The organism is Pseudomonas sp. (assembly GCF_036387035.1).
Lineage (GTDB): Bacteria > Pseudomonadota > Gammaproteobacteria > Pseudomonadales > Pseudomonadaceae > Aquipseudomonas.
Genome location: NZ_DASVUM010000155.1, coordinates 1 through 20,824 on the forward strand (window position 1 = coordinate 1; position 20,824 = coordinate 20,824).

Sequence of the window (20,824 nt, forward strand, 5' to 3'; positions counted from 1 at the left end):
CGTCATCTTCGGTTCATGGAACTGCCACAGGCTGCCCCTAATGTCACTCGCACCGAACGCGGCCATGGACGGTCGTGCGGCTGATCATTCATCCCCGGCAGGACGCTGGAACCACAACACCAGAGAAGCCCATGACCGCAGCCATCCTTGTCGACCGCTTGAACAAGACCTTCGCCAGAAAGACCGCTTTGGTTGACCTTGCTTTGTCTATACAACACGGGGAAATGGTTGCGCTGATTGGCGCTTCCGGTTCCGGCAAATCCACCTTGTTGCGCCATCTTGCCGGGCTGGCCTGCTGTGATCGCAGCAACGGCGGCAGCGTTCAGGTGCTGGGGCGTGAAGTTCAGGCCTCGGGCCGGCTCAACGGCAAGGTGCGCCGCTTGCGTGCCGACATCGGCTACATCTTTCAGCAATTCAACCTGGTCAATCGCCTCAGCGTGCTCGACAACGTGCTGCTCGGTTGCCTGGGCAGGATGCCGCGCTGGCGTGGCAGCCTGGGCCTGTTCAACGCCGAGGAAAAGGCCCGTGCCATGGCCAATCTCGACCGCGTGGGCCTGGCCGATCTGGCGCCGCAGCGTGCCTCGACCCTGTCCGGCGGCCAGCAGCAACGCGTGGCCATTGCCCGCGCCCTGACCCAGCAGGCCGAAGTCATCCTCGCCGATGAACCGATCGCCTCGCTGGACCCCGAGTCGGCGCGCAAGGTCATGGAAATCCTCGCCGACATCAATCGCCGGGACGGCAAAACCGTCGTGGTCACCCTGCATCAGGTGGATTACGCCGTGCGCTATTGCCCGCGCGCGGTGGCCCTCAAAGCCGGGCGCATTCACTTCGACGGCAACGGCGCCGAACTCAACAGCCAATTCCTCAATGACCTCTACGGTGCCGACGCTGCCACCAGTCTGATGTTCGACGGCACGGCGCGGGACAGCGAACGACCGTCGCGACTGATGATCGCCCGCGCCTGACTCAGGTGCAGCACCGATAACCGAAAACAGTTAACCCCACCCCCAAAACCAGCTCCGGGAGTTCCCCATGTTGAACCGTATCGGGCGCCTGTTCGCGTCTGCCGCTGTTGTTGCCGGTTGCCTCACGGGCACTGCGCAGGCAGACGACAGCACCATCAACTTCGGCATCATGTCCACCGAGTCATCGCAGAACCTGAAAAGCGTCTGGCAGCCGTTCCTCGACGACATGTCGAAAAAGACCGGCCTCAAGGTCAACGCCACCTTCGCCTCTGACTACGCCGGCCTGATCCAGGGCATGCGCTTCAACAAAGTCGACGTGGCCTGGCTGGGCAACAAGGCCGCGATGGAGGCAGTGGACCGCTCCGGCGGCGAGATCTTCGCCCAGACCGCTGCCGCCAACGGCGCGCCCGGTTACTGGAGCGTGATCATTGCGCGCAAGGACAGCCCGATCAATTCGGTGGAGGACATGCTCAAGCATGCCAAGGAACTGACCTTCGGCAACGGCGACCCGAACTCCACTTCCGGCTATCTGGTGCCGGGCTACTACGTCTTCGCCCAGAACCACGTGGACGCGGCCACGGCGTTCAAGCGCACGCTCAATTCCAGCCATGAGGTCAACGCCCTCAGCGTCGCCAAAGGGCAGTTGGACGTCGCGACCTTCAACACCGAAAGCTGGGACCGTCTGGAAGTCACTCAACCGGACAAGGCAGCGATGCTCAAGGTGATCTGGAAGTCGCCGCTGATTCCGGCTGACCCGATGGTCTGGCGCAAGGGTCTGTCGGATGCCGAGAAAAAGAAGATCCGTGATTTCTTCGCCAACTACGGCGACACCGACGAAGAAAAGGCCGTGCTGAAGAACATGCAAATGAGCAAGTTCCTCAAGTCCTCCGATGACCAGCTGCTGACCATCCGCCAGCTCGAGCTGTTCAAGCAGAAGACCGAAACCACCGCCAGCACCACCCTCAGCGCCGACGAAAAGGCGACCCGCCTGAAAGACATCGACGCCGGGCTGACCAAGCTGCAGGACCGTATTTCCGAGCTGGAAAAACAAGGCACCGCCAAGGCGGGTTGATGCACGCGGCGCGCTGTTCCCGTGTGGGTTAAGCCCCGTGTGGGTAAACCCGTGCGGGCACAGCGCGCCAGTCATGATGATTCACCCGTTCGCAACCGGACTGTTTATGACCCCTCACGCTGCTTACATCGAAGCCGCCGGCACGCGCAGCTGGCCGCACTACCTGGGCTGGGGCCTGTTCCTGGCGATGATGGCCTGGGCCTGGCACGGCGCTGAAATGAACCCGCTGGCGCTGTACCGCGACGCTGGCAACATGGCGACCTTCGCCGCCGACTTCTTCCCGCCCGACTTCCACGAATGGCGGGCCTACCTGAAAGAAATGCTCGTCACGGTGCAGATCGCCCTGTGGGGGACGCTGCTGGCGATCATCTGCTCGGTGCCGCTGGGCATTCTGTGCGCGGACAACATCACCCCGTGGTGGATTCATCAACCGCTGCGGCGGGTCATGGATGCCTTTCGCTCCATCAACGAAATGGTCTTCGCCATGCTCTTTGTGGTGGCGGTCGGTCTGGGCCCGTTTGCCGGTGTCCTCGCGTTGTGGATCAGCACGACCGGCGTGCTCGCCAAGCTGTTTGCCGAAGCGGTGGAAGCCATCGATCCCGGTCCGGTTGAGGGTGTACGCGCCACCGGCGCCAGTGCATTGCAGGAAGTGATCTTCGGGGTGATTCCGCAGGTCATGCCGCTGTGGATTTCCTACGCCCTGTACCGCTTCGAATCCAACGTTCGCTCGGCAACGGTGGTGGGGATGGTCGGTGCCGGCGGGATCGGCGTGATCCTCTGGGAAAACATCCGCGCGTTCCAGTTCACCCAGACCTGCTCGGTGTTGCTGGTGATCATCCTGGTGGTGAGCGTCATCGACATTTTCTCCCAGCGCCTGCGCAAGCAGTTCATCTAACGACGACAGGAGAGGGTGCGAACCCTTTTTTCAGCCATGCAGTTGTCTAGACAAACCGAACCGATGAATCGCGAGTTCATGCATCGTGAGCAGTTGCAGCGGGAGCCCGTGCATCGTGAACCCAGATACCGCGAGCTGGCGCAGACCCTGCGCAATGAACTCAGCCGCTACACCGCAGGCGACTACCTGCCGGCGGAGATCCAGCTGGCCGCGCGCTTCGAGGTCAACCGGCACACCGTCCGCCGGGCCATCGACGAACTGGTGCGCGAAGGCAGTTTGCTGCGCCGTCAGGGCAAGGGCACCCAAGTGCTGGGGCGTCCGTTGGTGTACCCGGTCGCTGCCGGCAGTGCCTACAGTGAATCCCTCGCGGCTTTGGGCCATGGCGTCGAAGCGGTGCTGCTGCAACGCCGGCACTGCATGGCGACCGCGCAGGAGGCCGAGCATCTGGGCCTTGAACCCCAGGCGCCGCTGATCGAACTGCAGACCTTGCGCCGCCTCGACGGCCAGCCCGTCTGCCTGATCCGCCATCGCTACTGCGCCACCCGCGCGGCGTTGATTGCCGACTACGCCAGCGGTTCGGTGCGCCAGTTTCTTGCCGAGCGCCAGCTGCCGTTGACCCGCACCTTCAGCCTGATCGGCGCGCGTCTGCCCAGTCGCGAAGAAGCCAGCGTGCTGCTGATGCCGCGTCATCTGCCGGCCCTGACGGTGCTCACCCTTTCCCACGATGCGCACGGAAACCCGGTGGAGGTTGCCCATTCCACCAGCCGTTCCGATCGCTTCCAGTATCAGATCGTCACCTGACGGAGATGCCCTCGATGACTGCCACACCTGTTTCTTCCACCGCCGCGGACGCTTCAGCGGGCGGGGCGTGCGCCCGCCAGCACTGGATGGGCGTGCTCGCGCGCAGCCACCGCGCCGAACTGCTGGCCCACGAAGCCGCCCTGCGTGATGCCGATTACCAACTGATCCGCGCGCCGGAAATCGGCATGACCCTGGTGCGCGGGCGCATGGGCGGCAGCGGGGCGCCGTTCAACGTCGGCGAGATGACCGTGACCCGCTGCGTGGTGCGCCTGGCCGATGGTCGCACCGGCTTCAGCTACGTGGCCGGTCGCGACAAAACCCATGCCGAACTCGCCGCCCTGGCCGACGCACATTTGCAGGGCGCCCGTCAGTCGCACTGGATCATTGACCTGATCGACCCGCTGGCCCGTGCGCAAGACCTGCGCCGGGCCCGACAACAAGCCGAAACCGCTGCGACCAAAGTGGATTTCTTCACCCTGGTCAGAGGAGAAAACGCATGAGCACACGTCTCGCCACCGCCACCTTGCCCGCTTCGCTGTTGCAGCCGGCGTTTACCGATCCGGTGCTGGATGCCCAGCGCAGCTTTCGCGCCGCCCTCAAGGCGCTGGCCGGCCCCGGAGTCGCGCAAAGCCTGCCCGCCACGCAGACACCGCCGCACCTGGAAGGCCTCGCCGCTGCCAGCCACGCCCTGTGCCTGGCATTGCTGGACATCGACACGCCGCTGTGGCTCGCGCCCGTCTTCGACACCCGGGCCATCCGCGCCAACCTGACGTTCCATTGTGGCTGCCCGATCGTCAGCGACCGGGAAAACGCGCGCTTTGCGCTGCTCGACGACAGCCAGCTGCACGACCTCAGCGGTTTTGACCTGGGCAACGACCGCTACCCCGACCAGTCCTGCACGTTGCTGGTCCAGCTCCCGAGCCTGCAAGGCGGCAATCAACTGGCCTGGCACGGGCCCGGCATCGAAACGAAAAACCACGTCAGCCTGCCGTTGCAAGAGGCGTTCTGGCAGGAGCGCGAAGCGCGCACTGACTTCCCTCGCGGGATCGACGTGTTCTTTGTCGCGGGCAACGAAATGCTCGGCCTGCCACGCAGCACCCAAGTGCTCTTCAAGCCCCAGCTGTCCAAAGGAGCCGCCTGATGTACGTTGCCGTTAAGGGTGGCGAACAGGCCATCGACAATGCCCACAAACTGCTGGCCAAACAACGCCGCGGCGACCCCTGCGTCGCGGAGCTTGGCGTGGAACAGATCCGTCAGCAATTGCCCCTGGCCGTTGCCCGGGTGATGAGCGAAGGCTCGCTGTACGACGCCGAACTGGCGGCGCTGGCGATCAAGCAGTCGGCCGGTGACCTGGTCGAAGCGATCTTCCTGCTGCGCGCCTACCGCACCACCCTGACGCGCTTCAACGCCAGCCTGCCCATCGACACCTCGGCCATGCAGCTGAGCCGTCGACTGTCGGCCACGTTCAAGGACGTCCCCGGCGGGCAGTTATTGGGCCCGACCTTCGATTACACCCACCGTTTGCTCGACTTCACCCTGCTGGCCGAAGGCGAGTTTCCCGGCCCCGACACGCAACCCGACGCCGCCGTCCAGGCCTGCCCGCGCGTGCTGGCGCTGTTGGCGAAGGAAGGCTTGATCAAGGACGAGCAGGACACCGGCGCGCCGGTCGCCGACATGACCCGCGAGCCGCTGGAATACCCGGCCACTCGCGCCGAGCGCCTGCAGGCCCTGGCCCGTGGCGATGAAGGCTTTTTGTTGGCGCTGGGGTATTCGACCCAGCGCGGCTATGGCCGCAACCATCCGTTTGCCGGCGAGATCCGGGTCGGTGAAGTGGAGGTGTGGATCGAGCCGGACGAACTGGGTTTCCCGATTTCCATTGGCACCATCGAGGTGACCGAGTGCGAGATGGTCAACCAGTTCGTCGGCTCTGCCAGCGAGCTGCCGCAGTTCACCCGGGGCTACGGCCTGGCATTCGGACACGCTGAACGCAAAGCCATGGGCATGGCCCTGGTGGACCGCTCCCTGCGCGCCGGTGAGTACAGCGAGGAGATCGTCTCGCCGGCGCAGCAGGAGGAATTTGTCCTGGCGCACTGCGACAACGTCGAGGCGGCAGGTTTCGTTTCGCACCTCAAGTTGCCCCATTACGTCGACTTTCAAGCCGAGCTGGAGCTGATCCGCACACTGCGCAAGCCCTCTCAGGAGCAGGCCCGATGAACGCCGCTACACAGCCGCAGCCGCAACCACCGTCGCCCATGCCGCAGACACCGCGTGATGAGGCCTACAACTTCGCTTACCTGGACGAGCAGACCAAACGCATGATCCGTCGCGGCCTGCTCAAGGCCGTGGCGATTCCCGGTTATCAAGTCCCGTTCGGTGGCCGTGAAATGCCGTTGCCCTATGGCTGGGGCACCGGCGGCATGCAGTTGACCGCCGCGATTTTGGGCGCCGACGACGTGCTCAAAGTGATCGACCAGGGCGCCGACGACACCACCAACGCGGTGTCGATCCGTCGCTTCTTTGCCCGCACCGCCGGCGTCGAGACCACCGAGCGCACCCCCGACGCGACCATCATCCAGACCCGTCACCGCATCCCGGAAACACCGCTGCACGCCGATCAGATCATGGTGTACCAAGTGCCGATTCCCGAGCCGCTGCGCTTTATCGAGCCGTCGGAAACCGAGACCCGCACCATGCACGCGCTGAATGATTACGGCGTCATGCACGTCAAGCTCTACGAGGACATCGCCACCTTCGGCCACATCGCCACGGCCTACGCCTACCCGGTCACGGTGGACGGGCGCTACGTCATGGACCCGTCGCCGATCCCGAAATTCGACAACCCCAAGCTGGACATGAGCCCGGCGTTGATGCTGTTTGGCGCCGGCCGTGAAAAGCGTCTGTACGCGGTGCCGCCGTTCACTCGCGTCACCAGCCTGGACTTTGAAGATCATCCCTTCGAAGTGCAGAAGTGGGCGCACGACTGCGCCATCTGCGGCAGCCACGATTCGTTTCTCGACGAACTGATCCTCGACGACCAGGGCACCCAGAGTTTCGTCTGCTCGGACACCGATTACTGCGCGCAACGGGTCAGTCAGGGGAGGGCCGCCCAATGAATGCCGCTCAACGGATCGACCGTGACGCGGTCAGCGACCGCACCCGGCCGCTGCTCAAAGTGCGTGGGCTGACCAAGTTGTACGGCCCGGAGAAGGGCTGTCAGGACGTCAATTTCGAACTGTACCCAGGCGAGGTGCTGGGCATCGTCGGCGAATCCGGCTCGGGCAAATCGACCCTGCTGTCGTTGCTCAGTGGCCGTTGCCCGCCAGACAGCGGCGTCATCGATTACCGCCGTGCCGACACCCACACACGCGCCGGCGACTGGCTGGACTTGTACAGCGCCAGCGAGGCCGAGCGCCGCACCTTGCTGCGCACCGAGTGGGGCTTCGTCGAGCAGAACCCCCGCGACGGCCTGCGCATGGCCGTGTCGGCTGGCGCCAACATCGGCGAGCGGCTGATGGCCCAGGGCGTGCGCAATTACGAGGCGCTGCGCGCGGCGGGGCTGGATTGGCTCAATCAGGTGGAGATCGACCCGGCGCGCATCGACGACTTGCCGCGAACCTTTTCCGGCGGCATGCAGCAGCGCCTGCAAATCGCCCGAAATCTGGTGTCCGGCCCGCGGCTGGTGTTCATGGATGAGCCCACCGGCGGCCTTGATGTGTCGGTGCAGGCGCGCTTGCTCGACCTGATGCGCGGGCTGGTGCGTGAGCTGGACCTGGCGGTGGTGATCGTCACCCATGACCTGACCGTGGCCCGCCTGCTGGCCGACCGGTTGATGGTCATGCGCCGTTCCCACGTCGTCGAAACCGGCCTCACCGATCAGATCCTCGACGACCCGCAACATCCGTATTCGCAGCTGCTGGTGTCTTCGGTGCTGCAGTCATGAGCCGACTTTCGGGATGCCTTCAATGAACACGCTGATCGAGGTCCGTGACCTCTCGAAAACCTTCACCCTGCATCAGCAGAACGGCGTGGTGCTCAACGTGCTGCGCGGCCTGAATTTCTCCGTCAGTGGCGGCGAATGCCTGGTGCTTCACGGTCATTCCGGCGCGGGTAAAAGCACTTTGCTGCGCACCTTGTACGGCAACTACCTGCCGGCCGGCGGCAGCATTCGCGTGCAGCATCGGGGCGAGTGGCTGGAACTGGTCGACGCTGCGCCCCGGCAGGTGTTGCAAGTGCGTCAGCAGACCCTCGGCTATGTCAGCCAGTTTTTGCGCGTGATCCCCCGCGTCGCCACCCTGGATGTGGTCATGGAACCGGCACTCGCCCGGGGCGGGTCCCGCGAAGAGGCCCAGGCCCGCGCCGAGCAGTTGCTCAGTCGCCTGAACATTGCCCAGCGCCTGTGGCAACTGGCGCCCGGCACCTTTTCCGGCGGCGAACAGCAACGCGTCAACATCGCCCGCGGCTTCATGGTCCCGTGGCCGGTAATGCTGCTGGACGAGCCGACGGCTTCGCTGGACGACGGCAATCGCCAGGTGGTCCTCGAACTGGTCAATGAAGCAAAACGCGCGGGCGCTGCGGTGATTGGCATCTTCCATGACCGACTGGCCCGGGAAGCCGTAGGCGACCGCCGTCTGGACATGACCCCGCCAGAGGATTCTGCGCACCGCTCGACGGCGTCGAGCCAGAAGGAGGCCGAACAATGCTGAACGAACAGATCCTGACCAACGCCAAAATCGTCACCGCCGATCACGTATTCACAGGCACCGTGGTGCTGCGTGACGGTCTGATCAGCGCCGTCGACGAGGGCGTCAGCCAACTGGCCCGGGCCCAGAACCTCGGCGGTGATTACCTGCTGCCGGGGCTGGTCGAACTGCACACCGACAATCTGGAAAAACACCTGAGCCCGCGGCCCGGCGTCGACTGGCCGTCGGCGTCGGCGGTGATGAGTCATGACGCGCAGATCATCGCGGCGGGCATCACCACCGTGTTCGACGCGCTGTCCATTGGCGACGTCAATCCCAAGGGCAAGCGCATGCAGCAACTGCCAGGGATGGTCGACGCGATCGCCAGGGCCAACGCCGCCGACATGACCCGCGCCGAACACCGTCTGCACCTGCGCTGCGAAGTCTGCCACCCGGACACCCTCAGCGTGTTTCGCGACCTGGTCGAGCAACCCCTGGTGCAGCTGGTGTCGGTGATGGACCATTCGCCGGGTCAGCGCCAGTTCGCCCTCGAATCCAAGTACCGTGAGTACTACATGGGCAAGTACCACCTGAGCAGCGAGCAGATGGACGCATTCATCGTCGAGCAGGTCGCCAATTCCAAGACCTACAGCGACCGCTATCGTCGGGCCATCGTCGACATCTGCCTGGCGCGCGGGCTGTCGGTCGCCAGCCACGACGACGCGACCCTGGCTCACGTGGAGGAGTCGGCGGCCTATGGCATGAGCATCGCCGAGTTCCCGACCACCCTTGAAGCCGCGCAAGGCTGTCGGCGTCTGGGCATGAGCGTTTTGATGGGCGCGCCGAACATCGTTCGCGGTGGCTCGCACTCGGGCAACATTGCGGCGGCGACATTGGCCGAAGAAGGGCTACTGGATATTCTCTCCAGCGATTACTATCCGGCCAGCCTGTTGCAGGCGGCGTTCACCCTGGGCGCACAGCTGGATGCAGCGGATGAGTCAACGGGCACCGGACTGGCGCGCGCCGTCACCACGGTGAGCCTGGCGCCGGCGCGTTCGGCCGGCTTGCACGACCGCGGCGAGATACGTGTCGGCCTGCGCGCCGACCTGATCCACGCCCGGGCCGTGGGTACGCTGCCCATCATTCAACAAGTCTGGCGACAAGCGAAGAGGGTGTTTTGATGGCAGGCAGGTTGATCTATCTCATCGGGCCGTCGGGTTCGGGCAAGGACAGCCTGCTGGAAGCGGCCCGTGCGCCGTTGGCGGAGCTGGGCTGCCGGATCGTGCGGCGGGTCATCACCCGCTCGGCGGAAGCCAGGGGCGAAGCGGCGCAGGCCGTCAGTGTCGAAGGCTTCGAGGCGCTGCAGGGCCAGGGCGCATTCGCCTTGAGCTGGTCCGCCAATGGCCTGCATTACGGCATCCCGAACGAGATCGATCAATGGCTGGCCGAGGGTCACGACGTGCTGGTCAACGGCTCGCGCGGGCATCTCCCTCAGGCGCGCGCGCGATACCCCGAGCTGTTGCCGGTGCTGTTGACGGTGGATCAGGCGGTATTGCGCGAGCGTTTGCTGAGCCGGGCGCGAGAGTCGGCCGAGGACATCGAAACGCGGCTGGCGCGCAACGCGCAATTCGCCGGTGACCTGCTGGCCCATGACCCGGCGCTGATCGTGCTGGACAACTCCGGCGCGCTGGAACAGACGGTCGCCCGTTTGTTGCAGCGCCTGGCGCGAGCCCCCGCATGCGCCTGACCCTCTTGGGCACGGGGGATGCGCGGCGGGTGCCGGTTTACGGCTGTGAATGCGCGGCGTGTCAGGCGGCCCATGCCGACGAACGCCTGCGCCGTCAGCCGTGCTGCGCACTGGTTGAGCTGGGCGCGCAACGCTGGTTGATCGACAGCGGCCTGCCGGACCTCACCGAACGCTTCCCGCCGCGCAGCCTCAGCGGCATTCTCCAGACCCACTACCACGCCGACCACGCCCAGGGCCTGCTGCACCTGCGCTGGGGGCAGGGGCTGGTGATTCCGGTACACGGCCCGGTGGACCCGGAAGGGCTGTCGGACCTGTATAAACATCCCGGGATTCTCGACTTCAGCCAGCCGTTTACGCCGTTCGAAAGCCGCGTGCTCGGCGAGTTGCAAGTGACTGGGCTGCCGCTGCTGCATTCAAAGCCGACGTTGGGTTACTTGCTGGAAGGCGGCGGCCGCCGAATCGCGTACCTCACGGACACCGTTGGCCTGCCCCGCGACACCCAGGCGTTTCTGCAACGGCAGACGCTGGACGTGCTGGTTCTGGATTGCTCCATGCCGCCGCAACCGCAAACACCGCGCAACCACAACGACCTGAACCTGGCGCTGAAAATCATTAGCGAACTCACGCCCGGCAGGGCCGTGCTGACCCATGTCGGGCACACCCTGGATGCGTGGCTGAGGGAGCATGGCGCTGAACTGCCCGATGAGGTGATTGTGGGGCGGGACGGGATGCAGGTCTGAGCCCGGCGGGTAGTCCGCGGCAACGCCGTGCATGACCGACTGTCGCCCTTGCCCGTCAACCATCGTTCCGGCTTCAACTTTTTCCTGCCATGGCCGTTGCAAATGTACGCCTGCATTTCTTCGGAGTTCGACCATGTCTTTGATTCCCCGCCGTATCGCTGGACGCATGACCCTGGGGATCCTGACATTGCTGATCCTCACGGCCGTGGCGATTTACGCCGTCATGACCCTGGGAGGTAAACCGCAACTGGTGGCGGCCGGCACCGAGTCGGCGGAGCAGTCAGCCAGCGCCATTACCCGCCAGTTGGCCCTGCCGTTGAGCCGTATCGAAGGGACGGCAGCGGCGATGGCGTTGCTGGCCGAAACGCTGCCCCACGAAGAAGCCCTGTACCTGAGCAATATCCCCGGTCTGATCGACAGCCAGGGGGATTCGGCCATTGCGGGAGGCGGGCTGTGGCCCGAACCCGACGCGTTCACCAAGGGCACCGAGCGTCGCAGCTTTTTCTGGGCGCGCAATGCCAGCAACCAGCTGGATTTCTCGGACGAATACAACCAGGCCAAGACACCGCCCTATCAGGCTGAGTCCTGGTACACCGGGGCCAAATCCGCAGCGGCAGGACGTTGCGTCTGGTCCGATGCCTATCAGGACCCGGTCAGTGGCGTGGCCATGACCACTTGCAGCGTGCCCTATCGGGCGCAAGGCGTGTTCGCCGGCGTCGCGACCATCGACCTGAAGCTCGACGGCCTCGCCGCGTTCCTCAAAGAGAAAGGCGGCATCACCGACGGCTATGCATTCGCCGTGGACCCTTCGGGCAACCTGCTGTATTTCCCCGACGCGAAGGGCAGCAAGGGCCTGCTGACCGTTACCGGTCTGAGCCAGGAGCAGCCGTGGTTCAAACCAGTCGCCGAGCAGCTCGCAAGCACGGCCTCGACACTCTCGACCTTGAGGCTGGACCACGATGGCCGCCTCGGCGGTCCGGCCTACGTCACGCTCGCGACCATGGCGGGCACCGGCTGGCGCATCGGTCTGGTGACCCCGGAAGCCCGGGTCGTGCATCTTGCCAACCGGCTGACCGCGCAGATTCTGCTGTTCCTGCTGCCGCTTCTGGGCGTACTGCTGGGCCTTGCCTGGCTGGCGGGCAAACGGCTGCTGACGCAGCTGGAAGAAACCACCGCGCAAATCGAAAGCCTGGGGCAGGGCGGCCATACCGATACGCAGCTGGCCATTTTGCGTGCTGACGAGCTCGGTGCATTGCGGGCGTCGGTCAACCATTACGCCGGATCGCTGCGTGACATGCTGCACCGGATCGCCGAGGAATCGGTGTCCCTGGAACGTCAGGCCAACGATCTGGCGCAGCTGTCCCATGGCCTCGCCGAGCGCGCCGAATCCCAGCGCCAGGACAACACCTTGTTGGCGACGGCCATCACCGAAATGTCCGCCAGTGCCAACGAAGTCGCGCACAACACCACCGATTGTTCCGACACCGCCCGGCGCTCCCTGGGCGATGCCCAGAAAAGCCAGGATCAGGTCAACAGCAACAGTCAGTTCATCGAAGCCCTGGCGACGGATATTTCCGGCGCTGCGGGCGCCATGACCCAGCTGGGCGATGACATCGAGCGGGTGGGCAGCGTGCTGGAAGTGATCAAATCGATTTCCCAACAGACCAACCTGCTGGCGCTGAATGCCGCCATCGAAGCGGCGCGTGCCGGTGAGCAGGGGCGCGGCTTTGCGGTCGTGGCCGATGAGGTGCGCACCCTTGCTGGCAGGACCCAGTCCTCGGCCAGCGAGATTCAGGAGATGATCACCCAGCTTCGCCAAGCCTCCAGTGCAGCGGTTTCGACCATGCAGAACGGCGCCGAGCGTACCCGCGAGTCCGTGCAACAGGCCGTCGATGTCGCCGCCACGCTGGGCACCACCGTCTATAGCTTCGATGACATCGTGCAGCGCGCGCACCAGATCGCCGTGGCGGCGCAGGAGCAAAGCCATGTGACGCACGAAATCAACGAGCTGGCGGTGCGCATCCATGCGTCCAGCGAACAGGGCGCACGGGATGCCAGCACCCTGCGCGAACTGGGTAAAGGCATGCAGTCGATCTCCGGGCGTCTGGGCGCACTGAGCCGCGGTGGCAAGCGAGCCTGAGGCACCTCCTGCACAACATGACGGACCCGGCGGCCAGCGCTGCGCAAGCGATGGCCGCCCGGAATCTCATGCCGCGACATCACCGATGGCCATACCGGCCTCTTCCCGGCTGAAGCCGGTCCCACTCACAGCGACGCGTGCATTCTGCGAGATGGATGGTGGCCGCACCGGCGTCTTCCCGGCTAAAGCCGGTCCTACTCACAGCGACGCGTGCATTCTGCGGAATGGATGGTGGCCACACCGGCCTCTTCCCGGCTAAATCCGGTCCCACTCACAGCGACGCGTGCATTCTGCGGAATGGACGGTGACCACCCCGGCGTCTTCCCGGCTGAAGCCGGTCCTACTAACAGCGACGCGTGCATTCTGCGGAATGGATGGTGGCCACACCGACGTCTTCCCGGCTGAAGCCGGTCCCACTCACAGCGATGCGTGCATTCTGCGGAATGAATGGTGGCCACACCGACGTCTTCCCGGCTAAAGCCGGTCCCACTCACAGCGACGCGTGCGTTCTGCGAGATGGATGGTGGCCACACCGGCGTCTTCCCGGCTGAAGCCGGTCCCACTCACAGCGACGCGTGCATTCTGCGGAATGGATGGTGGCCACACCGGCGTCTTCCCGGCTGAAGCCGGTCCCACTCACAGCGACGCGTGCCTTCTGCGGAATGGACGGTGACCACACCGGCCTCTTCCCGGCTGAAGCCGGTCCCACTCACAGCGACGCGTGCATTCTGCGGAATGGATGGTGGCCACACCGGCCTATTCCCGGCTAAAGCCGGTCCTACTAAGCGCTTTTGATCTTCTTACGCAAAAAGTCCAGACACCACAGAACGCGACTTGGGTGCAGGCTGAACGCAGGTCTCGCGCAGTGGGCTGAGCCGCATGGATGCGGCGAGAGCGCCGTCAGGACATGGATGTCCGTTCGGCGCGGGCCCACGGAGCGAGACCGGAGTGAGGGTATTCCGACGAAGGAGGAACCCAACCAGGAGCACAAGCCCTTGGTTACTTGGGGCTTTATCAAGTAACTCGCCGAAGGCGAAACCCGAGGCCGTTAGGCCGACGCCCTTGATCCTGATCCTGATCCTGATCCTGATCGCTGATCGCTGATCGCTGATCGCTGATCGCTGATCAAGCGAAGCGCAAACCAGCACATATCGACAATGCACATTCGCCATCCGCGGCTACGCTGAACGTTCCCAGCACTTTTCCCGAGGATTGCGTCGCATGTCTATCTTGACCCTGAAAGACGGTACCGAGTTTTTCTACAAAGACTGGGGCACCGGTCAGCCGATCGTCTTCTCCCATGGCTGGCCGCTCGACGGTGATGCATGGGACGCGCAGATGCTCTTCCTCGGCCAGCACGGCTATCGCGTGATCGCCCATGACCGTCGTGGCCACGGCCGTTCCGGTCAGACGTGGGAAGGCAACGACATGGACACCTACGCCGACGACCTGGCGCAGCTGTTCGAAGCACTGGACCTGAAAGACGTCATCATGATCGGCCACTCCACCGGCGGCGGTGAAGTGGCGCGTTACATCGGTCGCCATGGCACTGCCCGTGTCGCCAAGGCCGTCCTGATTGGTGCGGTGCCGCCACTCATGCTGAAAACCGAGGCCAACCCCGAAGGCTTGCCGATCGACGTGTTCGACGGCATCCGCGCCGGTTTTACGGCCGACCGCTCGCAGTTCTTCAAAGACCTCGCCGTGCCGTTCTTTGGCTTTAACCGTGACGGCGTGAAGACGTCCCAGGGCGCCATCGATTCGTTCTGGTCCATCGGCATGCTCGGCAGCATCAAGGGCGAGTTCGACTGCATCAAGGCGTTCTCGGAAACCGATTTCACCGAAGACCTGAAAAAGATCGACGTCCCGACCCTGATCCTGCACGGCGATGACGACCAGATCGTCCCGATTGCCGCCTCCGGCTACAAGAGCCACGAGCTGGTAAAAGGCTCGACGCTGAAAGTGGTCGAAGGCGGCGCGCACGGCATGTGCAACGTGCAACCGGCCGAGATCAACGAGATCCTGCTTGGCTTTATCAAGGGCTGACAGGCCTGAAAACACAAACGTCCGGCCGCTCGCCGGGCGCTTGTGTGCCATCCGATCCAGCTCTCCCACCAGTCGCCGCACCGCCAAAAGCCCATGCGCCTTGGCAACGTCCCCCTTAGACTGGTCGCACCCCCAACTGCGTGGAGTGTACCTATGACCGTCCAGCCTTACCGCCCGGAAACCCTGACCCGCGCCGAACTCGACGCCTTGCCTGGCTGCATCGTGGTGGAGTTCGGCGCCAACGGGTGCGGGCACTGCGCGGCGGCGCAACCTGTGATCGAGCGCGTCCTGGCCGAGTACCCGCAGGTACGGCACATCAAAATCGAAGACGGCAGCGGGCGGCGTCTGGGGCGGTCGTTCAAGGTGAAGCTATGGCCGACGCTGGTGTTGATGCGTGACGGTCTGGAAGTGCTGCGCCTGGTGAGGCCGACCGGCGCGAGCCAAGTCGAAGAAGCGTTCGAGACGCTGGTGCAGGAAGGGTGAAGGCGTAAGGGCAGAAGGTCAGCGGCGGTGCAAACGCCATGACACGGCGTGCATCAGCCGCCGGTCATGTTCATGAAGCGCACCACCTGAACGTCATCGTTGAGCTCGAAATTGTGCTTCCACGGCTTGAGCTGCATGGCGCTGACAATCGCGGCTTCAAGCTTCTCCGGCTGGCCGGGGTTGGCCCTGAGCACGGCTTTGAGGTCTGCCGAATGCTCGTTGCCCAGGCACAGCAACAGGCGGCCCTCGACCGTGACCCGTACGCGGTTGCACGTGGCGCAGAAGTTGTGGCTGTGGGGCGAGATGAAGCCGATGCGGATGTCCGGTGCCTCGGCCACGCGCCAGTAGCGCGACGGCCCGGAGGTTGACTCGGTGGAGTGGACCAGGGTGTAGCGCTCGGCGATTGTGTCGCGCACCTGGTCGCTGGAGAAAAATGACTCGGCGCGGCTGTGTTCGCTGATCACGCCGAGGGGCATTTCCTCAATGAACGTGATGTCGACGCCGCGATCGATCGCGAAGGCCACCAGATCGTTGATCTCGTGGTCGTTGCGGCCCTGCATCACCACGCAGTTGAGCTTGGTGCGTTGGAAGCCTGCTGCGTTGGCGGCGTCGATGCCGGCGATGACTTTGCTCAGGTCTCCCGTGCGGGTCAGCTCTTTGAAGCGGGCGGGGTCGAGGCTGTCCAGGCTGATGTTGAGGCGCTTGAGGCCCGCCTCGAACAGCGGCACCGCGAGTTTGTCGAGTTGCGAGCCGTTGGTGGTCATGCACAGTTCGCGCAGGCCGGGCAGGGCGGCGATGCTGCGAACCAGCCCGACGATGCCGGAGCGCACCAGGGGCTCACCGCCGGTCAGGCGAATCTTCCTGGTGCCCAGCGCGACGAAGCGCTCGGCCAGTTGGTGGATTTCTTCGAGGGAAAGAATCTGCTGACGTGGCAGGAACGTCATGTCCTCGGCCATGCAATACACGCAGCGAAAATCGCAGCGATCAGTCACTGACATGCGTACGTAATCGACCTTGCGTGAATAGCCGTCCAACAGGACTCGATCTGACATTGCTTACTCTCAACAGCGTGACGCGTGGCAGAAACAGGGTGCGCGTTTACCGACAGGACAAACGCGCGGCAGCGGCGTTATACCTTGCTGGCGGCCGGCGGCTCAATCGTTGCAGCCTGGACGCCGGCGGTCGAAGCCTCAATGGCTTTCGAATAGGACACGTAATACGCGAGCCCGACGAAAATTGCACCCCCCACCGCGTTGCCCAGGAACACCGGGACGAAGTTTTCGACGAAATCGGTCCAGCTCAGCGCGTCGGCAAAGATGGCGGCAGGGATCACGAACATGTTCGCCACCACGTGCTGAAAGCCGATGGCGACGAAGGCCATGATCGGGAACCACATGCCGATGATCTTGCCGGTCACATCCTTGCTTGCATATGACAACCAGACCGCCAGGCACACCAGCCAGTTGCAGCCAATGCCGGAAATAAACGCCTGGCCAAAGTCGGCGCTGACCTTGGCTTTGGCAATCGCCAGGGTTTTAGCCAGGTACGCGCCTTCAGTCAGGCCCAGCACGTGGCCGAAGAAGTACGCGACGAACAACGCGCCCAGCAGGTTCGCCAGGGTCACCAGCGTCCAGTTGCGGACCACCGCAGACAGCGGAATGCGCCCGGCGAACAGGGCGGTCGGCAGGCTCATCATGTTGCCGGTGAGCAGTTCGCCGCCAGCGAGGACCACCAGAATCAGGCCAATCGGAAACACCGCCGCGCCCATCAGATTGCCCAGCGAGGCCCATGGCGCCGGAATCATGGTGCTGACGTGGATGTCCAGCAAAAAGCCCAGGGCAATGAATGCGCCGGCGAGAAACCCCAACACCAGGATCGCCGGGGTCGGCAGGTGGGATTTTTTCACGCCGGCTTCGATGGTGATCTCGGCAATCTGCTGCGGTGTATTGATGGACATAGTTTTCCGGGCTCACACGCAATGAACTGCGCCGCGACGCAACGGGCCGTAACGCATAAATGAAGGAGGGTTCAAGCATCCAGTCTTGGTGCGCGGGGGTGTCAGCCGACACGGCGCCGATCTCTGGTGGGTGTGCTGCGACGTTAAACCGCAGGGCAGAGCGCGCCCAAAAGACCTGATCAATTAGTGAGCACGCTACCGATCGTCCTCCGGGGCGTCCAATCGCTTGTTCCGATAGAGTCATCGACGCTGTCTATCACGGGCATCCCGGCCCTATAGAGCGGCCGCCTCGGTTCAGCCGACGGCGGATTTCTTGCTAGCCGTCGTTGCCCTGATTGATGCTGCGCTCGTAGCGCTCCAGCAGAGGCTGAATGCTGATGCCGTGCAGAAGGATGCTCAGCGCCACGACCGACAGGGTCAGGCTGATGACGGTGTGCACCGCCTCCGCCGGCAGGCCATGGGTCAGGGCGTAGCACAGGTAATAAAGGGTGCCGATGCCGCGAATCCCGAACCAGCCGACCAGTGCCTTCTGCGGCCGCGTCAACAGACGCCCGCTGATCAGCAGCCAGACGCTCAGGGGCCTGATCACGCAGAACAACGCCAGGCCCAGGCCTACGGCGCGCCAGTCCCAGTAACTGGCGAGGGCCGCGCCGAGGAGGGTGATCAGCAGCACCTCCATGGCGCGCTCCACCAGGCTGCCGAAGACCATCATGTCGCCCATCATCACGCCGGCGGCAAGCTGGCTGTCGGACAGCGCATCGCGGTCGCCCATGATCGCGGACTCAGGGTCACTGTGGGTATGGCCCACCACCGGAATCGCCAAGTGTTCGGCCGGGGTGTCCGATTGCGTCGCCCTGACCTCGGCGTGGCGCAAACCGATGCCTGCCGCGAACACCGCCAGGAAGCCGTATGCGCCAAGGCCTTCGGCGCCGACATACGCAATCGCGATCAACGCCAGGGCGAGGAAGTCGTTGGGCGACATGGTGCTGTCTTCGTTCTTGATGCGCAGGTAAATCATCAGGTGGCCGACACCGCGTCCCAGGCCGTAACCGATCAGGAGCCCAACCGGCACGCCCCAGATGATGTTTTTCAGCAGCCAGCCCTGGCTCCAGTCGAAATCGGACGCGCCGTGGGTGATGAACATCAATGCGAAGATCACGAAGGGGAACGCCGTGCCATCATTGAGTCCGGCCTCGCCCGACAGGCCGAAGCGCACCCGGTCCAGGTCCTTGGCGTTATTGACCTGCACCAGACCGGCCAGCACCGGGTCGGTGGGCGACAGCATCGCGCCGAGCAACAGCGAGATCGGCCACGACAGATCAAAAACGTAATGCGCGGTCAGGCTGACGCCGGCAATGGTCGCCAGCATCACCGGTCCGGCCAGCAGGTACGCCGAATACCAACCGCTGCGATGCAGGGGCAGGCGCAGTTTGATGCCGGTGTTGAACAGCGAAAACAGCACGGCGATTTCGGTGAGGCGTTCGAGCCAGTGCCGCGCATCGCGCACGTCGAGCCGCGCGATGTCCAGGCCCCAGGGCCCGATGGCTGCGCCAAACGCCAGACACACCGCCGACGTGGTCACCGGTAGCCAGCGCAGGTAAGAAGAAGTCAGTGCCAGCAGCATCAGCAGGACACCGAAGACGGTCATGCAAAGAATGAAACTCATCCGGGTTCGTCATCCGTCTAGGGGCGGGAATGAGTGTGTGACTCTAGGAGGGAGGGATAGTTGAAACAGATGTCGGACGGATTCCGGAGACCGGCGCGCCAAGCACCCGATTGGCCGGACGCTCGCCACCCATCGTGCGGTGCGGCGCCCGACGCCTTCCCGGCTAAAGCCAGTCCCACATGTCGGTGCTAACCCGAATCTCACGGGCTGCACGCGTTGCGTTTTAGTGGGACCGGCTTCAGCCGGGAAGAGGCCTTTGTGTACACCATCCGTCTAGCGGTGTGACTGCTGGCGCCTTCCCGGCTAAAGCCAGTCTCACAGGTCGGTGCCAGCGCGAATATCCCTGGCTGCACGCAATGCTTTTTAGTGGAACCGGCTTCAGCCGGGAAGGGGCCTTTATGTACACCATCCATCTAGCGGTGTCACTGCTGACGCCTTCCCGGCTACATGCGGTCCCACATGCCGCTGCCAGCGCGAATTTCACTGGCTGCACGCGATGCTTTTTAGTGGGACCGGCTTCAGCCGGGAAGAGGCCTCTCGGTACACCATCAATTTTGCAGTGTGGCCTCCGACGCTTTCCCTGCTAAAGCCAGTCCCACAGGTCGGTGCCAGCGCGAATCTCACTGGCTGCACGCAATGCGTTTTAGTGGGACCGGCTTCAGCCGGGAAGAGGCCTTTGTGTACACCATCAAGTTTGCGGTGTGGCTTCCGACGCCTTCCCGGCTAAAGCCAGTCCCACAGGTCGGCGCCAACGCGAATCTCACTGGCTGCACGCAATGCGTTTCAGTGGGACCGGCTTCAGCCGGGAAGAGGCCTTTGTGTACACCATCAATTTTGCGGTGTGGCCTCCGACGCCTTCCCGGCTAAAGCCGGTCCTACATGCCGGTGCCAGCGCGAATCTCACTGGCTGCACGCGATGCGTTTTAGTGGGACCGGCTTCAGCCGGGAAGGGGCCCCTCGGTACACCATCAATTTAGTGGTGTGACTGCTGACGCCTTCCCGGCTAAAGCCAGTCCCACAGGTCGGCGCCAGCGCGAATCTCACTGGCTGCACGCATTGCTTTTTCCTGGCTGCACGCAATGCGTTTTAGTGGGACCGGCTTCAGCCGGGAAGAGGACAGTGTGTACACCATCAATCCAGCGGTATGACTGCTGACGCCTTCCCGGCTAAAGCCGGTCCCACAGGTCGGCACCCCCTTGAATCCCACTCGCTGCACGCAATGCTTTTTAGTGGGACCGGCTTCAGCCGGGAAGAGGACAGTGTGTACACCATCAATCCAGCGGTATGACTGCTGACGCCTTCCCGGCTAAAGCCGGTCCCACTGGTCGGCGACATCGCGAAGTTCACTGGCTGCACGCGATGCCTTTTAGTGGGACCGGCTTCAGCCGGGAAGAGGCCTCTCGGTACACCATCAATTTTGCAGTGTGACTGCTGACGCCTTCCCGGCTAAAGCCAGTCCCACAGGTCGGCGCGCCCCTTGAATCCCACTGGCTGCACGCAATGCGTTTGAGTGTGACCGGCTTCAGCCGGGAAGAGGCCTTTGTGTACACCATCAATTTTGCGGTGTGGCCTCCGACGCCTTCCCGGCTAAAGCCGGTCCTACATGCCGGTGCCAGCGCGAATCTCACTGGCTGCA

General features: G+C 63.9%; 18 protein-coding genes and 2 pseudogenes. 17 read left to right on the top strand and 3 right to left on the bottom strand.

From position 1 onward, the window contains the following. Window positions 1-131: 131 nt before the first annotated feature. The 17 genes and pseudogenes from phnC to VF672_RS14950 all read left to right on the top strand — a co-directional run bounded on the left by phnC (window position 132) and on the right by VF672_RS14950 (window position 15,565). Window positions 132-965 carry a phosphonate ABC transporter ATP-binding protein gene (gene phnC / locus VF672_RS14875; RefSeq protein ID WP_331105337.1) on the top strand — a complete coding sequence of 278 codons (834 nt, stop codon included), beginning with the start codon at window positions 132-134 and terminating at the stop codon, window positions 963-965. Between the two features lie 67 nt (window positions 966-1,032). Continuing rightward, a complete protein-coding gene (gene phnD, locus VF672_RS14880; RefSeq protein ID WP_331105338.1) occupies window positions 1,033-2,037 on the top strand; it encodes a phosphonate ABC transporter substrate-binding protein in 1,005 nt (334 codons plus the stop codon). 106 nt (window positions 2,038-2,143) lie between these two features. Beyond that, window positions 2,144-2,932, top strand: a complete 789-nt coding sequence (gene phnE, locus VF672_RS14885; protein ID WP_331105339.1) for a phosphonate ABC transporter, permease protein PhnE — start codon at window positions 2,144-2,146, stop codon at window positions 2,930-2,932. Window positions 2,933-3,010: 78 nt separating this feature from the next. Next, the gene (phnF, locus tag VF672_RS14890; RefSeq protein ID WP_331105353.1) at window positions 3,011-3,733 is read left to right on the top strand and encodes a phosphonate metabolism transcriptional regulator PhnF; all 723 of its coding nucleotides are present in this window, start codon (window positions 3,011-3,013) and stop codon (window positions 3,731-3,733) included. 14 nt (window positions 3,734-3,747) lie between these two features. Beyond that, window positions 3,748-4,233 carry a phosphonate C-P lyase system protein PhnG gene (gene phnG, locus VF672_RS14895; RefSeq protein WP_331105340.1) on the top strand — a complete coding sequence of 162 codons (486 nt, stop codon included), beginning with the start codon at window positions 3,748-3,750 and terminating at the stop codon, window positions 4,231-4,233. A gap of 23 nt (window positions 4,234-4,256) precedes the next feature. Then, a complete protein-coding gene (gene phnH, locus VF672_RS14900) occupies window positions 4,257-4,874 on the top strand; it encodes a phosphonate C-P lyase system protein PhnH (RefSeq protein ID WP_331105354.1) in 618 nt (205 codons plus the stop codon). Then, window positions 4,874-5,947, top strand: coding sequence for a carbon-phosphorus lyase complex subunit PhnI (locus VF672_RS14905; protein ID WP_331105341.1), 1,074 nt, complete (start codon window positions 4,874-4,876; stop codon window positions 5,945-5,947). Before phnH ends, VF672_RS14905 begins: the two co-directional genes overlap by 1 nt. Window positions 5,948-5,985: 38 nt before the next feature. Further along, entirely contained in the window at window positions 5,986-6,846 is an 861-nt protein-coding gene (locus VF672_RS14910) for an alpha-D-ribose 1-methylphosphonate 5-phosphate C-P-lyase PhnJ (RefSeq protein WP_331105355.1), read from the top strand. After that, window positions 6,843-7,673 (top strand): phosphonate C-P lyase system protein PhnK, encoded by an 831-nt coding sequence (phnK, locus tag VF672_RS14915; RefSeq protein WP_331105342.1) that lies wholly within the window; start codon window positions 6,843-6,845, stop codon window positions 7,671-7,673. The genes VF672_RS14910 and phnK overlap by 4 nt, the downstream gene beginning before the upstream one ends. Before the next feature lie 22 nt (window positions 7,674-7,695). Then, window positions 7,696-8,436, top strand: coding sequence for a phosphonate C-P lyase system protein PhnL (phnL, locus tag VF672_RS14920; protein WP_331105343.1), 741 nt, complete (start codon window positions 7,696-7,698; stop codon window positions 8,434-8,436). Continuing rightward, window positions 8,430-9,593: an alpha-D-ribose 1-methylphosphonate 5-triphosphate diphosphatase gene (locus VF672_RS14925; protein WP_331105344.1), complete on the top strand. Its 1,164-nt coding sequence runs from the start codon at window positions 8,430-8,432 to the stop codon at window positions 9,591-9,593. The genes phnL and VF672_RS14925 overlap by 7 nt, the downstream gene beginning before the upstream one ends. After that, the gene (phnN, locus tag VF672_RS14930; protein ID WP_331105345.1) at window positions 9,593-10,159 is read left to right on the top strand and encodes a phosphonate metabolism protein/1,5-bisphosphokinase (PRPP-forming) PhnN; all 567 of its coding nucleotides are present in this window, start codon (window positions 9,593-9,595) and stop codon (window positions 10,157-10,159) included. Before VF672_RS14925 ends, phnN begins: the two co-directional genes overlap by 1 nt. Further along, complete coding sequence (gene phnP / locus VF672_RS14935) at window positions 10,150-10,899, top strand: phosphonate metabolism protein PhnP (RefSeq protein ID WP_331105346.1); 750 nt, start codon at window positions 10,150-10,152, stop codon at window positions 10,897-10,899. The genes phnN and phnP overlap by 10 nt, the downstream gene beginning before the upstream one ends. A gap of 346 nt (window positions 10,900-11,245) precedes the next feature. After that, a pseudogene (locus VF672_RS24650) lies at window positions 11,246-11,914 on the top strand (cache domain-containing protein); the annotation flags it as partial. Between the two features lie 552 nt (window positions 11,915-12,466). After that, window positions 12,467-13,039, top strand: a pseudogene (locus VF672_RS24655) (methyl-accepting chemotaxis protein); the annotation flags it as partial. A gap of 1,221 nt (window positions 13,040-14,260) precedes the next feature. Continuing rightward, window positions 14,261-15,082: an alpha/beta hydrolase gene (locus VF672_RS14945; RefSeq protein WP_331105348.1), complete on the top strand. Its 822-nt coding sequence runs from the start codon at window positions 14,261-14,263 to the stop codon at window positions 15,080-15,082. Window positions 15,083-15,235: 153 nt separating this feature from the next. Further along, window positions 15,236-15,565 carry a thioredoxin family protein gene (locus VF672_RS14950; protein WP_331105349.1) on the top strand — a complete coding sequence of 110 codons (330 nt, stop codon included), beginning with the start codon at window positions 15,236-15,238 and terminating at the stop codon, window positions 15,563-15,565. 53 nt (window positions 15,566-15,618) lie between these two features. On the opposite strand, the gene moaA is transcribed toward VF672_RS14950, so the two are convergent. The 3 genes from moaA to VF672_RS14965 all read right to left on the bottom strand — a co-directional run bounded on the left by moaA (window position 15,619) and on the right by VF672_RS14965 (window position 19,188). Next, the gene (gene moaA / locus VF672_RS14955) at window positions 15,619-16,617 is read right to left on the bottom strand and encodes a GTP 3',8-cyclase MoaA (protein ID WP_331105350.1); all 999 of its coding nucleotides are present in this window, start codon (window positions 16,615-16,617) and stop codon (window positions 15,619-15,621) included. Between the two features lie 77 nt (window positions 16,618-16,694). After that, complete coding sequence (locus VF672_RS14960; RefSeq protein WP_331105351.1) at window positions 16,695-17,522, bottom strand: formate/nitrite transporter family protein; 828 nt, start codon at window positions 17,520-17,522, stop codon at window positions 16,695-16,697. Window positions 17,523-17,838: 316 nt separating this feature from the next. Next, window positions 17,839-19,188, bottom strand: coding sequence for a sodium:proton antiporter (locus VF672_RS14965; RefSeq protein WP_331105352.1), 1,350 nt, complete (start codon window positions 19,186-19,188; stop codon window positions 17,839-17,841). Window positions 19,189-20,824: the final 1,636 nt, after the last annotated feature.

Bases quoted from the DNA above. Each gene is read 5' to 3' on its own strand.
- phnC (WP_331105337.1), top strand. From the start codon at position 132: ATGACCGCAGCCATCCTTGTCGACCGCTTGAACAAGACCTTCGCCAGA.
- VF672_RS14950 (WP_331105349.1), top strand. From the start codon at position 15,236: ATGACCGTCCAGCCTTACCGCCCGGAAACCCTGACCCGCGCCGAACTC.
- phnL (WP_331105343.1), top strand. From the start codon at position 7,696: ATGAACACGCTGATCGAGGTCCGTGACCTCTCGAAAACCTTCACCCTG.
- VF672_RS14960 (WP_331105351.1), bottom strand. From the start codon at position 17,522: ATGTCCATCAATACACCGCAGCAGATTGCCGAGATCACCATCGAAGCC.
- phnK (WP_331105342.1), top strand. From the start codon at position 6,843: ATGAATGCCGCTCAACGGATCGACCGTGACGCGGTCAGCGACCGCACC.
- phnP (WP_331105346.1), top strand. From the start codon at position 10,150: ATGCGCCTGACCCTCTTGGGCACGGGGGATGCGCGGCGGGTGCCGGTT.
- VF672_RS14905 (WP_331105341.1), top strand. From the start codon at position 4,874: ATGTACGTTGCCGTTAAGGGTGGCGAACAGGCCATCGACAATGCCCAC.
- VF672_RS14910 (WP_331105355.1), top strand. From the start codon at position 5,986: ATGCCGCAGACACCGCGTGATGAGGCCTACAACTTCGCTTACCTGGAC.
- phnE (WP_331105339.1), top strand. From the start codon at position 2,144: ATGACCCCTCACGCTGCTTACATCGAAGCCGCCGGCACGCGCAGCTGG.
- phnN (WP_331105345.1), top strand. From the start codon at position 9,593: ATGGCAGGCAGGTTGATCTATCTCATCGGGCCGTCGGGTTCGGGCAAG.
- VF672_RS14945 (WP_331105348.1), top strand. From the start codon at position 14,261: ATGTCTATCTTGACCCTGAAAGACGGTACCGAGTTTTTCTACAAAGAC.
- VF672_RS14925 (WP_331105344.1), top strand. From the start codon at position 8,430: ATGCTGAACGAACAGATCCTGACCAACGCCAAAATCGTCACCGCCGAT.
- phnF (WP_331105353.1), top strand. From the start codon at position 3,011: ATGCATCGTGAGCAGTTGCAGCGGGAGCCCGTGCATCGTGAACCCAGA.
- phnD (WP_331105338.1), top strand. From the start codon at position 1,033: ATGTTGAACCGTATCGGGCGCCTGTTCGCGTCTGCCGCTGTTGTTGCC.
- moaA (WP_331105350.1), bottom strand. From the start codon at position 16,617: ATGTCAGATCGAGTCCTGTTGGACGGCTATTCACGCAAGGTCGATTAC.
- VF672_RS14965 (WP_331105352.1), bottom strand. From the start codon at position 19,188: ATGAGTTTCATTCTTTGCATGACCGTCTTCGGTGTCCTGCTGATGCTG.
- phnG (WP_331105340.1), top strand. From the start codon at position 3,748: ATGACTGCCACACCTGTTTCTTCCACCGCCGCGGACGCTTCAGCGGGC.